Origin of the sequence: Thermococcus sp. LS2, assembly GCF_012027375.1 — an archaeon.
Classification (GTDB): domain Archaea; phylum Methanobacteriota_B; class Thermococci; order Thermococcales; family Thermococcaceae; genus Thermococcus_B.
Genome location: NZ_SNUI01000004.1, coordinates 54,674 through 75,671, shown reverse-complemented (window position 1 = coordinate 75,671; position 20,998 = coordinate 54,674). Strand labels below are relative to the sequence as shown.

The 20,998-nt window shown below is 41.4% G+C and carries 18 protein-coding genes, 2 tRNA genes and 1 pseudogene; 9 read left to right on the top strand and 12 right to left on the bottom strand.

What is annotated here, in order from left to right:
- Positions 1-120: 120 nt before the first annotated feature.
- Entirely contained in the window at positions 121-768 is a 648-nt protein-coding gene (locus E3E24_RS06930; protein WP_167886968.1) for a DUF257 family protein, read from the top strand.
- A gap of 43 nt (positions 769-811) precedes the next feature.
- Here E3E24_RS06930 and E3E24_RS06925 read toward each other — a convergent pair whose 3' ends face one another.
- The 3 genes and pseudogenes from E3E24_RS06925 to E3E24_RS06915 form a co-directional block, all read right to left on the bottom strand.
- Complete coding sequence (locus E3E24_RS06925) at positions 812-1,645, bottom strand: DUF835 domain-containing protein (RefSeq protein WP_167915757.1); 834 nt, start codon at positions 1,643-1,645, stop codon at positions 812-814.
- Between the two features lie 389 nt (positions 1,646-2,034).
- Positions 2,035-2,142, bottom strand: a pseudogene (locus E3E24_RS12865) (NDP-sugar synthase); the annotation flags it as partial.
- A 70-nt stretch (positions 2,143-2,212) separates the two neighbouring features.
- Positions 2,213-2,680: a hypothetical protein gene (locus E3E24_RS06915; protein ID WP_167886970.1), complete on the bottom strand. Its 468-nt coding sequence runs from the start codon at positions 2,678-2,680 to the stop codon at positions 2,213-2,215.
- A gap of 179 nt (positions 2,681-2,859) precedes the next feature.
- Between E3E24_RS06915 and E3E24_RS06910 the strand changes: the two genes are divergently transcribed.
- The 6 genes from E3E24_RS06910 (at position 2,860) to E3E24_RS06885 (ending at position 7,958) form a co-directional block, all read left to right on the top strand.
- Positions 2,860-3,507, top strand: coding sequence for a DUF257 family protein (locus E3E24_RS06910; protein WP_167915756.1), 648 nt, complete (start codon positions 2,860-2,862; stop codon positions 3,505-3,507).
- A 93-nt stretch (positions 3,508-3,600) separates the two neighbouring features.
- Positions 3,601-3,678: transfer RNA gene (locus E3E24_RS06905), tRNA-Glu, on the top strand.
- A 7-nt stretch (positions 3,679-3,685) separates the two neighbouring features.
- Positions 3,686-3,763: transfer RNA gene (locus tag E3E24_RS06900), tRNA-Ile, on the top strand.
- Between the two features lie 134 nt (positions 3,764-3,897).
- The gene (locus tag E3E24_RS06895) at positions 3,898-5,859 is read left to right on the top strand and encodes an IGHMBP2 family helicase (RefSeq protein ID WP_167915755.1); all 1,962 of its coding nucleotides are present in this window, start codon (positions 3,898-3,900) and stop codon (positions 5,857-5,859) included.
- Positions 5,860-6,016: 157 nt separating this feature from the next.
- Entirely contained in the window at positions 6,017-7,285 is a 1,269-nt protein-coding gene (locus E3E24_RS06890) for a S8 family peptidase (protein WP_167886973.1), read from the top strand.
- 76 nt (positions 7,286-7,361) lie between these two features.
- A complete protein-coding gene (locus E3E24_RS06885) occupies positions 7,362-7,958 on the top strand; it encodes a hypothetical protein (RefSeq protein ID WP_167915754.1) in 597 nt (198 codons plus the stop codon).
- Positions 7,959-7,963: 5 nt separating this feature from the next.
- On the opposite strand, the gene thsB is transcribed toward E3E24_RS06885, so the two are convergent.
- The 3 genes from thsB to E3E24_RS06870 all read right to left on the bottom strand — a co-directional run bounded on the left by thsB (position 7,964) and on the right by E3E24_RS06870 (position 13,292).
- A complete protein-coding gene (gene thsB / locus E3E24_RS06880) occupies positions 7,964-9,601 on the bottom strand; it encodes a thermosome subunit beta (RefSeq protein ID WP_167915753.1) in 1,638 nt (545 codons plus the stop codon).
- Between the two features lie 90 nt (positions 9,602-9,691).
- Complete coding sequence (locus E3E24_RS06875; protein WP_167886976.1) at positions 9,692-10,435, bottom strand: anaerobic ribonucleoside-triphosphate reductase activating protein; 744 nt, start codon at positions 10,433-10,435, stop codon at positions 9,692-9,694.
- Between the two features lie 40 nt (positions 10,436-10,475).
- A complete protein-coding gene (locus E3E24_RS06870) occupies positions 10,476-13,292 on the bottom strand; it encodes an anaerobic ribonucleoside triphosphate reductase (protein WP_167886977.1) in 2,817 nt (938 codons plus the stop codon).
- A 529-nt stretch (positions 13,293-13,821) separates the two neighbouring features.
- Between E3E24_RS06870 and E3E24_RS06865 the strand changes: the two genes are divergently transcribed.
- Positions 13,822-14,838 (top strand): tetratricopeptide repeat protein, encoded by a 1,017-nt coding sequence (locus E3E24_RS06865; protein ID WP_167886978.1) that lies wholly within the window; start codon positions 13,822-13,824, stop codon positions 14,836-14,838.
- A gap of 14 nt (positions 14,839-14,852) precedes the next feature.
- On the opposite strand, the gene E3E24_RS06860 is transcribed toward E3E24_RS06865, so the two are convergent.
- The 4 genes from E3E24_RS06860 to E3E24_RS06845 form a co-directional block, all read right to left on the bottom strand.
- Positions 14,853-15,017, bottom strand: coding sequence for a hypothetical protein (locus E3E24_RS06860; RefSeq protein ID WP_167886979.1), 165 nt, complete (start codon positions 15,015-15,017; stop codon positions 14,853-14,855).
- Between the two features lie 85 nt (positions 15,018-15,102).
- Positions 15,103-15,378 (bottom strand): elongation factor 1-beta, encoded by a 276-nt coding sequence (locus tag E3E24_RS06855; protein WP_042682533.1) that lies wholly within the window; start codon positions 15,376-15,378, stop codon positions 15,103-15,105.
- 14 nt (positions 15,379-15,392) lie between these two features.
- The gene (locus E3E24_RS06850) at positions 15,393-15,569 is read right to left on the bottom strand and encodes a zinc finger domain-containing protein (RefSeq protein WP_167886980.1); all 177 of its coding nucleotides are present in this window, start codon (positions 15,567-15,569) and stop codon (positions 15,393-15,395) included.
- Positions 15,570-15,889: 320 nt separating this feature from the next.
- On the bottom strand, positions 15,890-16,153 hold the full coding sequence (locus E3E24_RS06845) for a hypothetical protein (protein WP_167915752.1): 264 nt from the start codon (positions 16,151-16,153) through the stop codon (positions 15,890-15,892).
- A 559-nt stretch (positions 16,154-16,712) separates the two neighbouring features.
- Here E3E24_RS06845 and guaB point away from each other — a divergent pair.
- Positions 16,713-18,170: an IMP dehydrogenase gene (gene guaB / locus E3E24_RS06840; RefSeq protein WP_167915751.1), complete on the top strand. Its 1,458-nt coding sequence runs from the start codon at positions 16,713-16,715 to the stop codon at positions 18,168-18,170.
- 9 nt (positions 18,171-18,179) lie between these two features.
- Here the strand turns inward: guaB and purL are convergent, their stop codons facing one another.
- Together purL and purQ are read right to left on the bottom strand one after the other, a co-directional pair.
- Complete coding sequence (gene purL / locus E3E24_RS06835; protein ID WP_167915750.1) at positions 18,180-20,321, bottom strand: phosphoribosylformylglycinamidine synthase subunit PurL; 2,142 nt, start codon at positions 20,319-20,321, stop codon at positions 18,180-18,182.
- 5 nt (positions 20,322-20,326) lie between these two features.
- On the bottom strand, positions 20,327-20,998 hold the full coding sequence (gene purQ, locus E3E24_RS06830) for a phosphoribosylformylglycinamidine synthase I (RefSeq protein WP_167886984.1): 672 nt from the start codon (positions 20,996-20,998) through the stop codon (positions 20,327-20,329).

Below are 20,998 nucleotides of genomic sequence, written 5' to 3'. Positions count from 1 at the left end.
AAAACGATTGCATTATATCGTAGGTTTTATACTATATACCAAATACATAACCAAAAATTATTAAAAACCAACAATCGATAACTACGTGCTATAAAATAACTTGTTTTGAGGTGTATAAATATGTATGGTATGAATATTGAGGATGTATGGAGTTCGCTGAAACATGGAGAAATTGTGTTGATAAAATATCCCTCAAATGCTACGCCATACCTCGAGCTCTACAATCTAGTGCAATGGGCTAAAAATAAGAATTATCAAGTTGTTGTAGATGACATATTGGACACTTTATATGTATACAAGACCCACCTAACATTAGCGGGTTTTGATTTGAATTTACTCAACGATGTATTGGTCATAAAAGAGGGGGGCAGGTTAGATATTGAAAATGCTGTTGGTCGTACAGGAATCAAAGAATCTGCTATACAACAGAGCAACTATGAAAAAATAGCAAGACAGATTTTTGAGAAATCCGATAAATTTATTATCAATATTGTCCTTGGACTAGAGAAAATATTCATACTAACCGATACCAAAAGGGAAATTCTCAATGCCATAAACAATATTCTATCCCAAATGGGAAATAGAAACAAGCTTACCTTTTATTTCATTAATCTCAGTGTGATAGAGTCTCTGGAGTCTGGAGTACTCCCTCTTCTCGAAGAGTTAACAAGCACGATTATTAAAATTAAAAAAACAGGGAAGGAAAAACGACTCTTAGTAATAAAATCAATGAGCAGTACATTAGACGGGCTGGAGATCCCGCTTTAGATTTTTTCTTTAATTTGTTCAAAGACAAGACCCACACATGCTGCTAACTACCGATATCACGAATATTTGAGAACTCCCTCGTAATTAAGGCAACTTCTCTCTCATCATGTACATCTTTGATGATTGGAACTAAAATTACTGCATTATTTATAATCGCATAATCTTTAAGCTTGGTTAGAAACTTAAACACTGCATCAAAGCCGTTCTCTAAAATCAAATACTCTATCCCATCTAACAAGATAACCTTTGGAATATTTTCCTTTTTCATGAAATCAATTAGAACATGCATTAAATAATTTAACCGAGTGGGATAAATCGTGTTGTTGCCCTCAATTTTGCTAAGCCACAATATTGGGGTTTCTTTTAGTCCAAATTTCTTTTTAATAATAGCTGCAGGTTTTCTGGAAACTATCAATCCGGGCCTTTCTTTAAGAAGCTCTAAAAACAGGAGATAACACTCCCCTTCATTATTGCACAAATAAACCCCGGGTGAGATTTGCTTCAAAGCTTTACTCTTCATTTTTTCTTCTTTAAATTCCATGACAACGGGAATTAGCTCATATTTCTTCAAGAGTGTTGAGAAAAGGCAGCCAAATCCAATTATAAACAGTAAAACAGACAATGCATAAATTAAATCCCCAATCAGCTGGATTTCTTCAAGCTGCTGTTCACTAAGAGGAAGGGCAACATAATCCGGAAGATAAAAGAACTCTGACACAAAATCGAGAGTTATGCTGGCTAAGATAATGTCATAAAACTTTTTCAATTGAGGATACTTCTCAATAAATCGTCCTCTAAAGTTCACTGCCAAGACTAGAATAACAAAAAGACCTATTATTGTTATAAGTTCAATACCATCAAGGATCATGTCCAACATCCATATCACCGTATATAATTGATGTGACTATTAAAGAGTACTTTAATGTTTTTTTTATAAATATTCCTTCCTCTACTTGGCCCCTTTAATATCTCCAAGAATTTATTATTTTCCAAAGTTGCCTTTTATTATTTTAAATTTAAAACTTTAATTAAAACAAGAATTAAAAACTAGAAAGGTTTATATATGTTAAGTGTGAGTATATAGTGAGGGGCACCGTATAGGGAGAGATCAAGGCGAAAGCTTCATCTCGATTCAAAGCCCATATCTGAACAAATCCTGCAACTTACCCAGAGTTGTAAGGGTTTGTGATAGAGATGTGAGCTTTGCTTCAAGGTGAAACTCCGCTGTAGGTCACTTTCTATAGGGTGTCCCTCACTATCCTTCTGTCTATGTATTTTTGCATATCCACCAACTAAGCCTTTCTCAAATTTCAAATCCCTGATTTCGCATTTCTCATTAATAATCGAACGCCATATCGTGGAGCTTCTTATTAACTGGCTTTTTCCTCAAACTGACCTCCCCCACCCTAAAAGACGAGGCTTGAAAAAAGAGAATGTCATTGAGCTAGCCAGTAGCTAGCCAGTCATTCCAAACTTCAGCTATCTCACAAAGCAGTTCGCTAAATTCTTTTGTGGTTTTGTAATAGTTCTTTGATTTGTATATCATTCGGGCATTTTGGAGTGTCTTTACAACGATATTATAGTTGGTCTTTGTAGTTCCAAAGGGAACACCCAACTCCTTTGCCTTCTCCTCAACCCTCCTATGGATCTCGGTCCTAGATGTTTTTTTCTTGACAAGCGTTCGATAATAGCAAATCAGCTCTTCACTACCAAGGTATTCTAGGATTAGCTCCAGCCACTCTTCTGCTCGGAGTCCATCCCTTTTCATCTCAGCATTGTGAATCCTCTCTAATAAAAATCTAGCCAACCTCTGCCTCTCAGGGTGATTAGGAAATAGTAATTCCAAAAGCTCGTCTAAATTTCTCGGCTTCTTTTTAGGAATAATGATTTTAGCATTTGGAACATATGGCATTAACTCCACCCCTATTATGCGTGTTTTCCCTACTACTGATGACTAAAAGTATTAAAAAAAATTTGGAATATATCGTAAGTTTTTTACGATATGCTAAATATATACCAAAAAGTATTAAAGTTGAAAAATGTTCTAATTAATATGTATAACTGTTGCTAAAATATATGAGGTGGCTAGGTATGTATAAGGCAGGTTTTGAAGATTTGTGGAACGCACTAAAACGCGGGGAGACTGTACTTATAGAACATCCATCAGACTCTATGTCATGTAAAGGACTTTATAGTTTAGTTCAATGGGCCAGAAGTAAGGATTATCCAGTTGTTATTGATGATATCCTAGACACCTTGTATATATACAAGGTGAACATAGAGCTAGCAGATCTTGATTCAAGTTCGCTTAATGAAGCATTGGTGATAAAAGAGGGGGGCAGACTGGAAGTCGGAAACGTTGTTGGCCATATAACCCTCAAGGAATCTGCTATACAGTGGATGGAATATGAAAGGGTAGCGAGACCTATCTTTGAAAACTCTGAAAAATTGATTATTAATGTTGTTTTAGGTATAGAAAAGCTGTTCATGTTAGCTGATAGCAAAAGAGAACTAATCACAAACATTAACAATCTCTTATCATGGATAGGAAATAAAAAGAGGATAGCATTTTATTTCGTGAACCTCAGTCTGATAAATGCCATCGAATTTGGCGTGCTCCCACTTCTTGAGGAGCTGGCAAGCACTATCATTAAAATTGAGAAAATTGGAAACGAAATAAGAGCAATAATAACAAAATCCGCGAATGATGAACTGAATAACCTTGAGATAAGACTTTGAAATTTAATTTATTTTTTCAAAGCATTTAAAAGGTACTGCGAAATGGTATTACCGAAAAATTTATAAATTTGGTAAAGCTTAGGATTGATCGACGCCCCGGTGGTGTAGCCCGGTCAATCATGCGGGACTCTCGATCCCGCGACCCGGGTTCAAATCCCGGCCGGGGCACCAGCGAAGAGGGCCCGTGGCTCAGCCTGGTTAGAGCGCCCGCCTGATAAGCGGGAGGTCCGGGGTTCGAAGCCCCGCGGGCCCACCAAAAACAACTTTTCTGCGGAGTTAAGTTTGGCTTATCTTTGGATAGGGAATTTTGAGTTCTATGCACCACTGAATTATTTAAACTTAAATAACCTCAGATTAACATGATAAAGACCTCAAAAATTGGTGAGCAGAATGAACCTAATTCGATATATTAATCATCTCAAAGAGCTCGTCGAGCTTGAGCGAGAGGCAGAGATAGAAGCTATGCGAGAAGAGATGAGAAAGCTAACTGGCTATGAGAGAGAAAAAGTAGGAAGAGCTGTTCTAGGCTTAAATGGGAAAATCATCGGTGAAGAGTTCGGATACAAACTCGTTAAATACGGCAGAAAGCAGGAACTAAAGACTGAAATCAGCGTTGGAGATTTGGTTGTGATAAGCAAGGGAAATCCCTTAGCGAGTGATTTAATTGGAACTGTAACTGAAAAGGGAAAGCGCTTTCTCGTTGTTGCTCTTGAAACAGTTCCTTCTTGGGCCTTGAGAAACGTTAGAGTTGATTTATATGCTAACGATATAACCTTTAAGAGGCAGATAGAAAACCTTGAAAAGCTCAGCGAAAGCGGAAAACGAGCATTGAGATTTGTCCTCGGATTAGAAAAACCTAAAGAAAGTACTGAGTCTGAATTTAAGCCATTTGATAAGCAGCTGAATGAGAGCCAAAAGAAGGCTGTAAGCTTAGCTCTAGGAAGTGAGGACTTCTTCCTGATACATGGTCCCTTCGGCACTGGAAAGACGAGGACAATCGCTGAAGTTATCCTCCAAGAAGTGAAGAAAGGAAAGAAAGTTTTGGCAACTGCGGAGAGCAACGTAGCTGTTGATAATCTAGTCGAGCGCTTATGGGGGAAGGTTAAGCTCGTTCGCTTAGGACATCCTTCTAGGGTATCAAAGCACCTAAAGGAGTCAACATTAGCTTATCAAGTTGAAGCCCACGAAAAGTATAGAAGAGTAAGAGAGCTTAGAAACAAGGCTGAAAGATTAGCAATGCTTAGAGACCAATATACAAAACCAACGCCCCAATGGCGGAGAGGTCTTACAGATAGGCAAATTCTAAGGCTCGCAGAGAGAGGAATCGGAGCAAGAGGAGTCCCAGCAAAGGTTGTAAAGTCAATGGCTCAATGGCTGATTTTCAATGAAAAAGTCCAGAAGCTGTATGATGAGGCTAAAAAGATTGAGGAGGAAATAATAAGAGAGATAATAGAACAAGCTGATGTTGTTTTGAGCACAAACTCTTCGGCAGCCCTTGACTTTATAAAAGATGTTAAGTTTGACGTCGCTGTTGTGGATGAAGCTTCTCAGGCAACAATTCCAAGCGTTCTAATTCCCATAGCAAAAGCTGATAAGTTCATCTTAGCTGGCGACCACAAACAATTACCCCCAACGATTTTGAGCGAGGATGCAAAGGAGCTAAGCGAAACTCTCTTTGAAAAGCTCATTGAACTCTATCCATCAAAAGCAAAGATGCTTGAAATCCAGTACAGAATGAATGAAAGGCTCATGGAGTTCCCAAGCAAGGAGTTCTACAATGGGAAAATTAAAGCTTATGATGACGTTAAAAACATAACTTTGCTCGATTTGGGCATTAGAGTTTTCCATTTTGGAGAGCCTTGGGATTCAATCCTAAACCCAAAAGAACCCTTAGTCTTTGTTGACACATCTAAACATCCAGAGAAATTGGAAAGACAAAGAAAAGGCTCGCTTTCAAGGGAGAATCCGCTGGAAGCAAAGCTCGTTAGGGAGATAGTAAGGAGACTGTTAAGAATGGGAGTTAAGCCTGAATGGATTGGCATCATAACACCCTACGATGACCAAAGAGATTTGATAAGCTCACTCCTAGAAAACGATGAAATTGAAGTAAAAACTGTTGATGGATATCAAGGAAGAGAGAAAGAAGTTATTATTCTTTCGTTTGTTCGCTCTAACAAAAAAGGTGAGCTCGGGTTTTTAACTGATTTAAGGAGGCTCAATGTTTCTCTAACAAGGGCAAAGCGCAAATTAATAGCTATTGGGGATAGCGAGACTTTAAGTGTACATCCAACCTACAAGAGGTTTGTGGAGTTTGTTAAGAAGGAAGGTCTCTTTATGCAACTCAACCAATGAAAGAACGTTTCCCAATACTTTTCTTTGTGCTTTGAATAATATCAAATATTACTTTGCTCTAAATAAAAATAATAAAGCAGTAAAACTTTATATAGTTTGAGGATGAACTACATATATATCAACTTAAATATTAACTTTAGTATATGGAGGGATCTAAATGAATAGGAGAGAGATTATATCCACATTATTGATTGTTTTAGTAGTTTTTTCGTACGTTGGAGTAACAATGGCAGAGCCTGTAGAAAAGGTGAGAGTTATAGTAACAATAGACAAATCAAGCTTTGATGAGAGAGCCATAGATGATGTTGGAGGACAAGTAAAAATACGCTACAAAATTATTTCGGCTGTTGTTGTCGAAATTCCAAAACATGCTGTAAAAAAGCTCAGAGCAGTTAGAGGAGTTAAGAAGGTTGAGTATGACAGTGAAGTTTACCTCCTAGGCAAGCCATCCGGAGTAGGAAAACCAAAGCCACCACAACCACCACAGACAATCCCATGGGGTATCGACAGAATTAACGCTTCTGAGGCTTGGAACATAACCACTGGAGAATCAAATGGCACAATAGAAGTCGCAATTCTAGATACTGGAATTGACTATGACCACCCAGACTTAGCAGACAACATTGCATGGGCAGTTAGTGTTGTTAGAGGAAAAGTTTCTACAAATCCTGCGCTCTACAAGGATAGGAATGGCCACGGAACTCACGTTGCAGGGACAGTTGCTGCTTTAAACAACGACATTGGCGTCGTTGGAGCGGCACCTGAAGTTGAGATCTATGCAATCAAGGTTTTAGGAAATGGCATCATAAGTTCGTGGAGTGATTTAATTCTCGGAATTGAGCAGGCCTTACTTGGTCCAGATGGTGTCCTTGACTCAGATGATGATGGCATAATTGTTGGAGACCCAGACGACGATGCAGCAGAAGTAATATCAATGAGCCTTGGTGGAGATGCACCTCCAGATGCCCTTTGGGACGTTATAGAGGCAGCATACACCTATGGTGTGGTTTTAGTTGCAGCAGCTGGAAATGAAGGAGCAGACAACCCAAGCTATCCTGCCGCTTACCCAGAAGTCATAGCAGTTGGAGCAACTGACATAGAGGATCAAGTCCCCGACTGGAGCAACAGGAATCCAGAAATAGCAGCCCCAGGAGTTGACGTCTTAAGCACATACCCAGATGACACATACGCAACGCTCAGCGGTACCTCAATGGCAGCTCCACACGTTAGCGGAGTAGTCGCATTAATCCAAGCAGTATACTACAATAACAACGGAATCGTCCTTCCAGTTGGAACAGAGGATGATTCAACAACAGATACAGTTAGAGGAATCTTACACACTACAGCAGACGACATGGGAGACTCAGTACTTTACGGTTATGGCATAGTAAGAGCAGACCTAGCAGTCCAAACCGCTTCAGGGTGATCTCCACTTTTCTTTTAATTTTTAAAGCTCATATATCAAGGTCAATCTTTTTAAAGGTGTTTACAAACTTACCTCCATGTTCCTTTATGAAAAAAACTTTGAGTTGCAGAAGAAAAAAGCAATGGAAAGCTTGAAAGAGGCTTTAGAAAAAAGATTAGTTGATGAAGACATAATACCTCTTTTGGAGAAAATAAACTCCATTTCAAATTATTTCACAACCTCTTCATGCTCCGGAAGGATAACCGTAATGCAGATGCCGGAGTTTGGAGATAAGGTTAACGCTGAATGGCTTGGCAAGTGGCACAGAGAAGTTTCTCTTAAAGAGGTTTTGACAGCAATCAAAAAGCACAATTCAGGAATGCTCTGGTTCATGCTTCACAGCCCGATAATTCACGTTTCTGCCAAAACATTAGAAGATGCTGTTGAGCTTTTAAATCTGGCAATAAACTGCGGCTTCAAGCATTCAAACATTAAAAGCATCAGCCACAAGAAGCTTGTAGTTGAAATACGCTCAACAGAGAGAATGGACGTCCCTCTTGGAGAAAATGGTGTACTTTGGGTGAGTGAAGAATATATCGCAAAAATAGTTGACTTAGCCAATGCCCAGCTGAGAAGAGCCAAGGAGAAGCTGAAGAGACTTGAGGAAAAGATTGAAAAACTCAAAAAGAATTAGAAAGATCAGAACTCAGTGTCTTCTCCTCCAGTGTCTCCGCCCTTGCCTTCCTTCTCCTTCTCGAGCTTGCTTGCTGCAATGACGTCGTCGATTCTGAGGATCATGATTGCTGCTTCGCTTGCGCTCTTGATTGCTTGCTTCTTGACTCTCACTGGCTCAATGACACCTCTCTCGAACATGTCAGCTGGCTCTCCTGCAAAGACGTCAATACCGATTGTTGGTCCCTTCTCCTTGTGTGCTGCAATGACCTTAACGAGTGTCTCGATTGGGTCAAGTCCAGCGTTCTCTGCGAGTGTCCTTGGAATGACCTTGAGTGCCTCAGCGAATGCCTCGATAGCGAGCTGCTCCTTTCCACCGACTTCCTTAGCGTACTCGTCGAGCTTCACTGCGAGCTCGATCTCGCTTGCTCCACCACCAGCGACGATCTTTCCGTCCTCAATGATGTCCTTGACGACCTTGATTGCATCCTCCATTGCTCTCTCGACTTCATCAACGACGTGCTCTGTTCCACCTCTGATGAGGATTGTTACTGCCTTTGGATTCCTGCAGCCCTCAACGAAGATCATGTTCTCGCCAGCGACTTTTCTCTCCTCAACAACTTCTGCATAACCGAGGTCATCTGGTGTGAGGTCTCTGATGTTTGTGACGATCTTTGCTCCTGTGGCCTTTGCGAGCTTCTCCATGTCGCTCTTCTTGACTCTTCTTACTGCCAAGATTCCAGCCTTGGCCAAGTAGTGCTGTGCCAAGTCGTCAATTCCCTTCTGGCAGAAGACAACGTTTGCTCCTGTTGCAACGATCTTGTCAACCATCTCCTTGAGCATTCTCTCCTCTTGCTCGAGGAATGCCTGGAGCTGCTCTGGGCTTGTGATCCTGATCTCAGCATCTGTCTCTGTCTCTTTGACCTCGATTGCGTCGTTAATGAGTGCAATCTTTGCATTCTCGACTCTCTTTGGCATTCCTGGGTGGACTCTCTCTTTGTCGATTACAACACCCTTGACGAGCTTGGTGTCCTTAACACTTCCACCCTCCTTCTTCTCGAGCTTGATGTTGTCAATGTCAACGTGGTACTTGTCACCAACCTTCTCTGCAACCTGCTTGACTGCATCAACAGCAAGCTTAGCTAAGTACTCCCTCTCCTCTTCAGCTGCCTTTCCGGTGATTGAGGTGATAGCTGCCTTGAGGAGTGTCTCCTCATCATTGACATCAACGTCTTTTGCAATACTGTCGAGGATTTCTTGTGCCTTCTCGGCAGCCATTGTGTAACCCTTGACTATAATGCTTGGGTGAATGTTCTGGTCGAGTAACTCTTCAGCCTTTCTGAGGAGCTCACCGGCAATAACGACGGCTGTGGTTGTACCGTCACCAGCCTCTTTGTCCTGGGTCTTTGCGACCTCGACCATCATCTTTGCAGCTGGGTGCTGGATGTCCATCTCATCGAGAATAGTGGCACCATCGTTGGTAATGACGATGTCACCAAGGCTGTCAACAAGCATTTTGTCCATACCCTTTGGTCCTAAGGTTGTTCTAACAGTCTCAGCAACAATTCTTGCAGCAAGAATGTTCAACCTTTGGGCATCTCTACCAACGTATCTCTGGGTTCCTTCGGGGAGAATTAAGATTGGTTGTCCTGCGAGCTGGGCCATCTCCGCCCACCTCCTTTAATTTTATAAATTACCCCACAAGAACTTTTATTCACAATTTGTTGTTTCCATCTATAGGTTCCTTTGGACTATTTATAAATTTTTCGGTTTATACCTATAGCAAGATTTAACAAAAACCGTAATTTCAAAGGATTTAATAAAATCTAAAATTCTCTTAATCTCTTCTTTACTTGGATTGCAGTGTTCTCTGCTCCATTCAGCGCTTCTCGGACTTGTGATCGGAAAGCCCAAAAGGGGATTCACGACGACATAGAAATCATCGTACCTCAGCCTCTTAATTGCCTGTTCGATGTACCTCTCTATCCCAGTGATGTTTCTCGGAACCGGAATCCTCAGCTCGAGCGGAATTCCATAATCTGAAATCATCTCCAAGTTTTCTAAAAAGAGATTCCAGAGCCTCTCAGAAGCGTAAGGTGGAAGACCATAGAGCTCTTGAGGCGGGGCTTTCAAGTCAGTTGCTATATGATCAATGATGTCATCAGAAATTAATCTCTCCAGAGGCTTCTTCAGAGTGCAGTTCGTGTTCAAGCTAATATCAATCCTCAGCTCTTTAACTTCCGAAAACAGCTCGCGCAGAGAGCGCCACTGGAGCAGAGGTTCTCCTCCAGTCACATGAAAGTAGTCAATTAAAAACTTTGATGCTTCCAAATCTTCGAGTAGTTTTTCCTTGTCAAGCTTTTGACAGTCTAACCTATCGGCAATTTTCCAGTTGTGGCAAAAAGGACATTTGAGGTTGCAACCGCAGAGCCAGAGAGTAAAGGTTACTTTTCCGTGAACATCAACCATGCTAATTGATTTCCAGCCACTTATGAGCATTGTATCACCTCCCTGAGATAACTAAAAAATAGAAAAAGGACTATTCTCTATAGTGTCTCCTCGTCCAGAACTCCTTTTTCCTGAAGGGGTTCCAGTTCTTTAAAGGCCTGTAATAGCCGATAATCCTGCTCCATATCTCGACGTCCTCGCTTCCACACTTTAAACAATGACTATGCAAGCCCGTTGTCGAGTGACCGCAGGTGTTGCAGACTGTAATGGCTGGAGTATAGCTCCAATAGACGAGGTTTGTTTTCATAAGCCTCTTCGTCAGCTTCGCTAAAGCTTCTGGATCCGGCTCTTCTCCAAGGAAGATGTGCATCATGACTCCACCAGTAAAGCTCCTCTGAACCCTCTCCTCCACCATGATTCTATCAGCAAGCTCAAGTGCACCATAGTAGGGAGCTATGCTCGTTGAGTAAATTGGATTGCTGGCATCGTAGAGATAATCTTTAAGCTCTGGAAACTCTCTCAAGTCTTTTATTGCAAGCTTTGCTGCAGCGCTTTCTCCTGGAATTTCCTCAACGTTCCATGGAACTCCACTCTCACGCATCCACTCTCTCGCTTTAGCTGTTGCAAATTCGACCATCTTCTTCATAAGCTCTGCTGCCTCCTTCCAGTCTTTTCTACTTCCTTCAATCCAGAGGTCAGGCTCATTCAGGTAAATAGCAACTGCCTCTGGCAAGCCGAGGATTCCGATAGTATTGAAGTGACTTGATGGGAACTCCTCAAGATAGCGATGTATCATCTCAAACATAGCGGGGTAGTTCTTAATCAGCATCATATATCTGTTCCTGAACCAGTCCGTCGTTGTCCTGACGACAGCTAAAACACGCTCGTACTCTTCCCAGAACCTGTCATCATCGCCTTTTGCCTTAAGCGCAAGCCTTGGGAGATTGATGGTGGTGACGTTCACAGAACCAGTCACATCAGGCATAGCCCATAATCCTCCAAAGCGCTGGCGCTCAAGTCTCTCTATGGCTTCTTCCTCAACGCTTTTCTCAGAAACACCAAAAGCAAACTGCATTTCTGTCTTGTCTATAGCTATTCTACAGCACATAGCATAGCTTGCATCGGGATCAACAACGTTAGTATTAAGCCAGTAAAAGCTTCCCCTCTTGGCTGCTGTTGTGAACACTGCCTCAAACACTTCTGGATCATTCCAGAGCATGTCCGCTGTAACCATGAGTGTTGGAATCGGAAACGTAAATGGCTGTCCTATTGCATCTCCCTCTTTAAGGACATTTGTAAGAGCAATTATGAACCTCTTTGCTTCATTCTCGTACTCCCCCAAGGGCTCAACTTTTTTCCCGGCGTAGATGGCACAGTCGCCTTCGAGCATCCTCCTGGGAGCGTCAAGCGTTACAGTGAAGTTGGTAAACGGGGTATTTCCAGTTATGAAAACACTCCCGTTCCTCATAGCTATTACTGTTTCGTTTTCTGTGTTAACTGACCAAATAACTCCTGAATACTCTATCTCTTCAATAGTCTGAATATACTCATGTTTAGTTTCGGTTAGAGTTATAATGTACTGCTTCCTCTTGGAGGGAGGATGCGGTTCTCTTTCACTAACTGAGACATTGTACCCAGCAATGACCCCTACACCAACAATGACATCCCTAATGTCCTCATCCGTGGTGGTTATCCGAAGCCTAGACTTGCCCTTTTCTCTAAAACCATCCCCTTTGATGTAAGTATCAATGAATATCCTTGCCTGTTCCCGGTTCATCATATACATCCACTTAGGGGGCTTCTTGTCTCTTAGTTTGAGTTTTTCAAGGACTTTCCTTGATGATTCCGCATTGAGACGTATTGACTTAGCGTATCCCCACCCAGGATTTTCTTGAATGGAGTATGTTAAGCCAAGCGAATTGAGCAACTCAATTATTTCCTCAAAATACATGGGATGTGCTTTGTCGGATTGTACTATGGTTATCCTCACGTGTGATTCTTTTCCCCTCTCTATACTTCCCTCGGAGAGTATCCATGCCAATAATTTTATCCATTCATCTTCAATATCCACGCCATATCCTTCAAATTCTGTGGCGGCTGGTGTTGGTATCGGTACAGGAGACTTTAATTTAAGGACATCCTCTATTGGCTCCAGTACATATTTGCCATCGCTGTTGAAGACCTTTCTAACAACCCTATGGCGGGGTGATATGATCTGGTCTTGGGTTCTGTTCTTCAACCTATACATCTTTCCCTCATAGTGAGAAACAAAAATGTGACGAACAACTTTTGGTTCAATCGTTCTTGTTTCTAAATTAAAGGTGTATATAACATCCCCCACCTTAATCTCGTCGTATCTTTTCCATCCTTCCGGGGTTAGTATTAGAGTGTCCTCTGAGAGGCACTGCATTCCAATCCTGCTTGGATAGTTCAAGTTGAAGACAAGTCTTTGAATGTGCTGCTGAATCTTTTTGTCATCCAGTCCATCTTTTCTGATGAATGGTCCAGCATACCACTCAACGCTCGATAATGCTTGAGCACCGCTAAAGTAGTGTTGCATCGTTATGAGGTAGTTGGCTATATGGTCAACGTAGGTGTCAAAGTGCTTGGCTGGTCTTGAGATTACTGTAGGTGTTCTCAATCCCTTCTCAAGGAGCCTCGCTGTGCTGTGTCCAGTGCAGTACGGTATGTAGAGGCTGTAGGGAAGCTTGTGGATGTAGATATCTCCGTGAAAATGGGCTTCTCGACCTTCCTTAGGTATGAGCGCGAGATGCTCCTTCAGGGCTTCCTCCATTATGTAGGCAAAGAAGCCAGTAGGACCTGGATAGCGGTTCGCATTCTCAAGGACATCTAAACTGTTCCATCTTGCATATTCTTCAATGCTGCCAAACCCAACGCTCTCAGTCATGTTCCTCACCATCCAATTATTTGGATAAAATATCCAACATCTACGGAGGCTTTTGAAGGTTAAAACAGTTGCTTATTACTACAATGATTAGTTGACAATACCTTTTTAGATTAATCAGTAGAAAATAACATAAAAATCAGTAGATATTGGGAAAATGACAGGACATATTTTACATGAATTTTTATTGTAATTTTCAGATTTCAAGAATCTTGTCATTACGACAATTTCTTTCTATATTTATTATTTGGTGATAAGAGAGATTATTTCAAATTGATTGACCTCGAAACTCTTCCTTTTAGTAATCTCTCAAGGAGTTTGACCCATAAAGTTCAAATAATTCAGAAATTATCCTTCTTTTAAGCTTTACTACCTCTAACATTTCGATAAACTTCAGCTCAACTTTATCTCCCGATTTCTTAAAAAGCCATCATCGAACATACTAATTCTCCTAGATGAGAAGAAAGAGAGCAACAAATTTACCTTACTTTACCATAGGTTTTTAACCCTATGAAAATTAAACTTTTCTTTGGTGAGAAAGGTGAAGGAGTTTGAAAAAGCTTTAGAAAGGAAGGATTGTGAAGCAGTCCTCGAGTACCTTGACGATTACCTCGAAAGGATTGAAAAAGAAGACGAGCTTAGAGAACTGCTCAAAAAACTTGAAGAACTAGCTTTAGAATGCGAAGGCGAATCAGCCTACGAGCTCGCCCATGAGATTGCACACATCTACGCACACCTTGATGAGGTTGAAAAAGGTATTGAAGTCTACAGGAAGATTGCAGAAAAATATAGGGGAGATGAAGAGAAGTACAGTGAAGCGCTGTATTATCTGGCAGATGCTTATGAGCACTTCGGCATGCCCGATAAAGCGATAGAAGTCTATGAACAATTATTAGAGCTGGAAAGGGGAAGAAGGGACAAAAAAGAGGAAGCATTAACCTTGGCACACATAGCAATAAACTACGAAGAGCTCGGCGATTTAGATAAGGCAATTGAGCTCATGGATAGAGCGAGAGAACTGTTTGAAGAACTAGGAGATGAGAAGAACTACCTAATAAGCCTAATCGATTTGGCTCACTTCTACTATGAGAAGGGAGAAGATGAGAAAGCTGAAGAGTTCATAAGAGAGGTCCTCAAGAGTCCGAGGGATAAAGAGATTGAAGTGAACGCAAGGCTCGTTGAAGCAGAGATTTACTCAAGCAGGGACGATTACAAGAGTACATTTAAATCTTTGAGCAAAGCCCTCCTAAAAGCCCAAGAAGATGAGGAGCTTTTCGGATACACTTTTGAGACAGTCACTGATTTTATAAAGAGCCTCTTTGATGAAGGCCTTTACAAAGAGCTTAAAGACACATTGGATGTGTTCGTGAATGCCTTTGAAGAGGATGAGGAGTATAAAACTTTCTTTGAAGCTTTGAGAGAGCTTGCAAAGTTCAAGCTCAGCGAGGAGAACAAATTTGAAGAAGTTTACAATAGGGTTCCAGAAGAACTCAGAGAGTTCATTGATAATCTGAAAAAGCCTAAATTAGGGCTGAATTTGTCCCTTTAGAGTTTCAAACTTAATTAATTCACAACAACTTCAATTCCCTCAATTTTTTCCTTCTTGTTTATATTTATCATCCATTCGTTTGGATCTAGGAGTATCTCAGTTGGTTTATCGTTCAGTTCAAAATTTACCTTAGCTTTATCCTCTGACCTCCTCCCCGCCCCAAAGGGTGAGGTTTTCAAGAGAAAATGTAATTAATTAACAAACGAACTTAAAACAGTTTACGGTTACCACACGACAGTACAATAAAAGATAAAGAACAGAGAATCAAATTCTTGAAACGCTTTCTACCTCAGCGCTCTCAACGTCTTCAACCTTTCTAAATGCCTCAGCAACTTCGTCAAGGGAGTAGCCTTCCTCGTCCTTGGCAAGGACGTAAACCTTGAGGGCAACCAAACCGAAAGCTATTGGCTCCCTCTCAATCTTAACGAAGCCGTACTTCTCTGGAATTGCCTTCTTTATGTTTTCCTCAAGCTTGTCTAAATCAACTTCTGGACTTGTGGGCATAACCTTAATAACACCAACAATGTTGAAATCACTCATTTTAAATCACCTCTTTATGGTCCTACCCATCCGCACTTGGGGCACTTGTATGTTGCCCCCAACACGCGGCAGCTTTCACATCTCCAGATTATCTCTTCCCCACAGTTGGGGCAGATGAAGTGTGTCGCGTGCTCTCTTGGGGTTATTTCCTTTCCACATGATGTACAGATGGGTATCTTGACAGCCTCCATTTCTAACACCTCCAAGAAGCGGGGTTTTTAATCCCATTATCGTGAAGTTCCTTAGGCTGTTCATGGAGAGTGTTTATAAACCTTTCTCTAACAAACTTCGCGAAGGCGAAGTTTGATCAAGGTTTGTATGTCCTTTTTGATTCTCTCTTTCCCAATTAAATTACTGTCTAAACAACGCTGATTTTAAAGTAAGAGCATCCAAGGGATGCCAAAATAAGAATTCAAGTGAGAGGTCAGCCCATGCGAGTGTCCTCATCCATCGGGCGAAATCTCCATCATCATCCCAAGAATAATAGAAGAGAGAAGGTTATAAACCTACCTCAACCATATACAACTTTGACAAGTTTCTCTCTGTATGCCAGAATTTCCTTTATCTGTTCTTCGCTGACTTTTTCTGACATGCTGATTTCCTTGTAAAGCCCTTCTAGCTCTTTCAAAAGTCTCTCAATTTCAAGTCTTGCATCTTCACTTGCACCATTGAGTTTTGCTGCTTCACTCAAAAGTTTGCCCCTCAAAAACGGCAGCACCTCAAACGGACGGCCCATAAAAGCCCAATAAATTCCTTCTCTTAAAATCTCTTCCAAAATCTCCACTTCAGAATAGGCTTTTCTAATCTCCTTTCTAATTGGTTTCGTACTCCCCCCTTACCATGGAAACCACCGCTAAAGGATAAGCTGGTTGTTTATTATATCTTTTGGCAAATTCATTGTCAGATATTTAATGTATGATGGAATAGAAAAGAGAAAAGACAAAAATTTGGAATGAATAATGAGCGTGATTGTCAGATCTTCATGCAAGTGCCAGCAAGACTAAGACGATTGCGATTGGTGCTATATGGGCAAGTATTATTTTTGTCTTGTTCATTGTCTCCACCTCGAAGGAATGTTCATTCCTAAGCATCGCCTCGGGTTTATAAGCTTTACCTTTGTAAAGTTGACAAACTGTGCAAAAACCTTCGAGAAATATCAATTATGTTAAAAAACTGCCACTAAAAATTGCTTTGCATTGAAACTCAAACAGTTGATTCATTTTTCACGAATTCCTTATTTTCTGAGAAATTTCATAAGTCTCTAATTTGTAGACAAAAACCTTAAAAATCCCTTATCAAGTTCATGTTAAAAAGGGGATGGAGGAAGAGGAATTATGGGGAAATTTGAACAAAAACTTGTCAATGCAATTAAGGGCTACACCTTTGATGATGTTCTGTTGATTCCCCAAGCAACTGAGGTTGAGCCCAAAGACGTTGACGTTTCTACTCAAATTACGCCAAACATCAGACTCAACATCCCAATTCTGAGCGCAGCGATGGATACGGTTACAGAATGGGAGATGGCAATAGCAATGGCAAGGGAAGGAGGCTTAGGTGTAATTCACAGAAACATGAGCATAGAAGAGCAAGTTGAGATGGTAAAAAAGGTCAAGAGAGCGGAGCGCTTTATAATTGAAGATGTCATAACCATAAGCCCAGATGAGACTTTGGACTATGCACTGTTCTTAATGGAGAAGCACGACATTGATGGACTTCCAGTTGTTCAAGACGGAAAGGTTGTTGGAATAATATCCAAGAAAGATATCGCGACGAAGGAAGGGCAGAAAGTCAGGGACATAATGACTGAGGACGTGATAACAGTTGAAGAGGACATAAGCGTTGAAGAAGCTATGAAGATAATGGTAGAAAACAGAATTGACAGGTTACCAGTTATAAACAAAGAAGGCAGGCTTATTGGTTTAATAACGATGAGCGACCTTGTTCTGAGAAAGAAGTTCAAGAATGCTGTGAGAGATGAAAACGGCGATCTATTAGTGGCAGCTGCAGTTGGACCTTTTGATTTGAAGAGAGCTTTAGCACTAGACAAAGCAGGTGTCGATGTCATAGTTATTGACACTGCTCATGCCCATAATCTCAAGGCAATTGAATCCATGAAGGAAATAAGAGCCAAAGTTGATGCTGACTTAATAGTTGGAAACATTGCAAATCCAAAGGCAGTTGATGATTTAACCTTTGCAGATGCCGTTAAAGTTGGAATAGGACCCGGAAGCATATGCACAACAAGAGTAGTCGCCGGAGTTGGTGTTCCGCAGATAACGGCAATAGCGATGGTTGCAGACAGAGCAGAAGAATACGGAATTAGGGTCATTGCAGATGGAGGAATAAAGTACAGCGGCGATATAGTGAAAGCAATTGCAGCTGGAGCTGATGCTGTAATGCTTGGTAACCTCTTAGCAGGGACAAAAGAAGCGCCGGGTAAAGAGGTCATCATAAATGGAAGGAAATACAAGCAGTACAGAGGAATGGGTTCTCTGGGAGCAATGATGAAAGGAGGGGCAGAAAGATACTACCAGAAAGGTCACATGAAGACAAGGAAGTTCGTCCCAGAGGGAGTTGAAGGCGTTGTTCCTTACAAGGGAAGTGTTAGTGAGGTTTTGTATCAGCTCATCGGTGGCTTAAGAGCTGGAATGGGCTACGTTGGAGCGAAAAACATTCAGGAGCTGAAAGAAAAAGGAGAATTTGTAATCATCACGCAAGCTGGACTCAAGGAAAGCCACCCACATGACATCTTCATAACAAACGAAGCTCCAAACTATCCGATTGGAAAGTGAAAAAGAAAATCACTCGCCTAAAAGCTTTGGAAGTGAGTTGTAAATTTTGTCTGCCTCTTTTAAACTTATTCTTATGATTTCTGTTTCATTGTCTGTGAAAATCAGTTCTTTTCCCTTCACTTCTCCAATGACCGCAAAGTCTTTGAAAATTTCCCTGAGCTTTTGAAGATTCTCTTTTTCAAAGCTGATTATAAAGCGAGCTTGACTTTCTGAAAACAGCACTTCTAATGGCGAGAGCGCCATTTCCACTGGCACTCTACTTATATCAACCTCAAAGCCCAATCCGCTCGCTATTGCCATCTCAGCTAAAGCTACTGCCAAACCTCCTCTACTTACGTCATGGACAGCGTTAACCAGCTTCAGCTCGATTGCCTTTAGAATTCCCTCAATGTTTTTCTTTTCCCTATCAAGGTCGACTTTTGGGGCGATTCCACCTTCAATGCCTAAAACCCTGTAGAGCTCACTTCCTCCCAATTCCTTCTTTGTTACTCCAACCACGGCAATCAAATTACCTTCATCTTTAAAGTTCATTGTCGTCACGTGCTCAAGCTTGACCTTTCCTAAAGCCGCCACGACAGGGGTGGGCTTTATAGGCTTTCCGTTGACCTCGTTGTAAAAGCTCACATTTCCGCTAACATAAGCTAATCCAAAAGCATTTGCCGCATCTCTGAGACCTTTAATCGTCTCGATGAAGCCCCAATACACCTCAGGTCTCTCTGGGGAGGCAAAGTTTAAGTTGTCAACTAAAGCTAAAGGTTTAGCACCAACGGAAGCCAAGTTTCTTATAGCTTCAACCACACAAGTCATTGCACCGTGATAAGGGTTCAGGTAGCAGTAGCTTGGATTTCCATCGCTCACAAAAGCTAAGCCGTATTCATCGTTTATTTTTAATACAGCCGCATCTAAGCCCGGTTTTAAAACTGTTCTACCTTGAACTCCATGGTCATACTGTCTATAAACCCACTCTTTGCTTATGATGTTTGGGCTTGAAAGAACTCTAAGAAATGCCTCCTCAACGCTTATTTCAGGTGTTTTAACATCTTTTTCAAGGTTGTAGGGCTTAGTTTCCCATGTAATAGTCGGAACTTCCGTTAGTATATCAATCGGCAAATCAGCAACTTTTTCTTTGCCCCAATAGACAATAAACCTAGGCTCGTCTATTATCTCTCCAACAACTGTCCACTCAAGTTCATATTTTTCAAAAATCTTTGTTATCTCTTCCAAATCCTCCTCTCTAATAGCGAAGAGCATTCTTTCTTGGCTCTCTGAAATCATTACTTCCATTGCATTCATGTTCGGCTCTCTCTGTGGCACTCTATCTGCATAAATGACTGCACCAAAGCCTTTCTTTCCAGCCATTTCTGAGGATGCACAAGTTAAGCCTCCGCCGCCTAAATCTTTGAGGGCCTTAACTTTACCAGTCTTTACTGCCTCGAGAGTTGCTTCAATTAAAAGTTTTTCAGTGAAAGGATCTGGAATTTGGACTGCTGAGCGATCCTCTTCTTCGGCATTTTCGCTGAGCTCTTCACTTGCAAAAGTCACTCCATGAATGCCATCTCTTCCAGTTTTGTTCCCAACTAAAACTAAAAGCAGACCTCTCTCAGTTACATAGCTGTGGACTAACTCATTGGGATGCATTATACCAATGCACGCAACATTCACTAATGTATAGCCGTCCAAGCTCTCATCAAACTCCGTTTCGCCGCCAACAGTAGGAACTCCTATCCTGTTTCCATAATCAGCTATTCCCTTGACAACATACTCAAAAAGATATCTATTGCGTTCCTTCTCCAAAGGTCCAAAGCGAATTGGGTCGAGTAAAGCTATAGGACGAGCGCCCATGCAGAGGATATCTCTTACAATTCCCCCAACGCCTGTTGCTGCTCCACCATAGGGCTCAACGGCAGAAGGGTGATTGTGACTTTCAATTCCAACGACTATAGCGGTGTTCTCATCAAACTTTACAACACCAGCGTCTTCTCCCGGACCCAAAATCACGTGCTCGTTCTTAGTAGGTAAAAGCTTAAGCCATTGGCGGCTTGACTTATATGAGGCATGCTCGCTCCACATTACTTCAATCATTGCCCATTCCAATTCATTAGGCTCTCTTCCAAGCTTTTCGCGGATAAATTTTTCCTCGCGAGGAAACATCATAATCACCTTTTAGCATACTCCACCATAGATTTGAAGACCCTCAACCCATCCTCACTTCCCAGCCATCTGTCGCTCGCTCTCTCTGGATGAGGCATCATGCCGAGAACGTTGCCCTTCTCGTTGCTTATTCCCGCTATATTTAACAGAGAACCGTTTGGATTAGCCTCTTCTGTAATGTCGCCATTCTCATCACTGTATTGAAAGGCTATCCTAACTTTGCTCAGATCATTGGCGTAATAATTACCCTCCGCATGAGCTATTGGCATTCTAATGACTTCTCCTTCTTTGTAAAAGCCTGTAAAAGCCGTTTCAGTGTATACAACTCTAAGATAGACCCACTTACATAGGAATCTTGGAACTTTGTTTGGTCTCAAGGTTCCAGCTAAAAGTCCGCTCTCAGTTAAAATTTGAAAACCGTTGCATATTCCAAGCACTGGTTTTCCATCTTTAGCAAGCTCTTTGACTTCCTCCATTATCTCAGCTCTTGCGCTTATCGCTCCAGCCCTTAGATAATCAGCATAGCTAAAACCGCCAGGCAAAACAACACCATCAAAGTCTTTCAAGCTTTCCTTATACCAAACTCTCTCCACTTTTCCCCCAGCTTTTCTAATTGCTTCAACAGTCTCAAAATCACAGTTTGTCCCTGGAAACACTATGACAGCGAACTTTGGCAT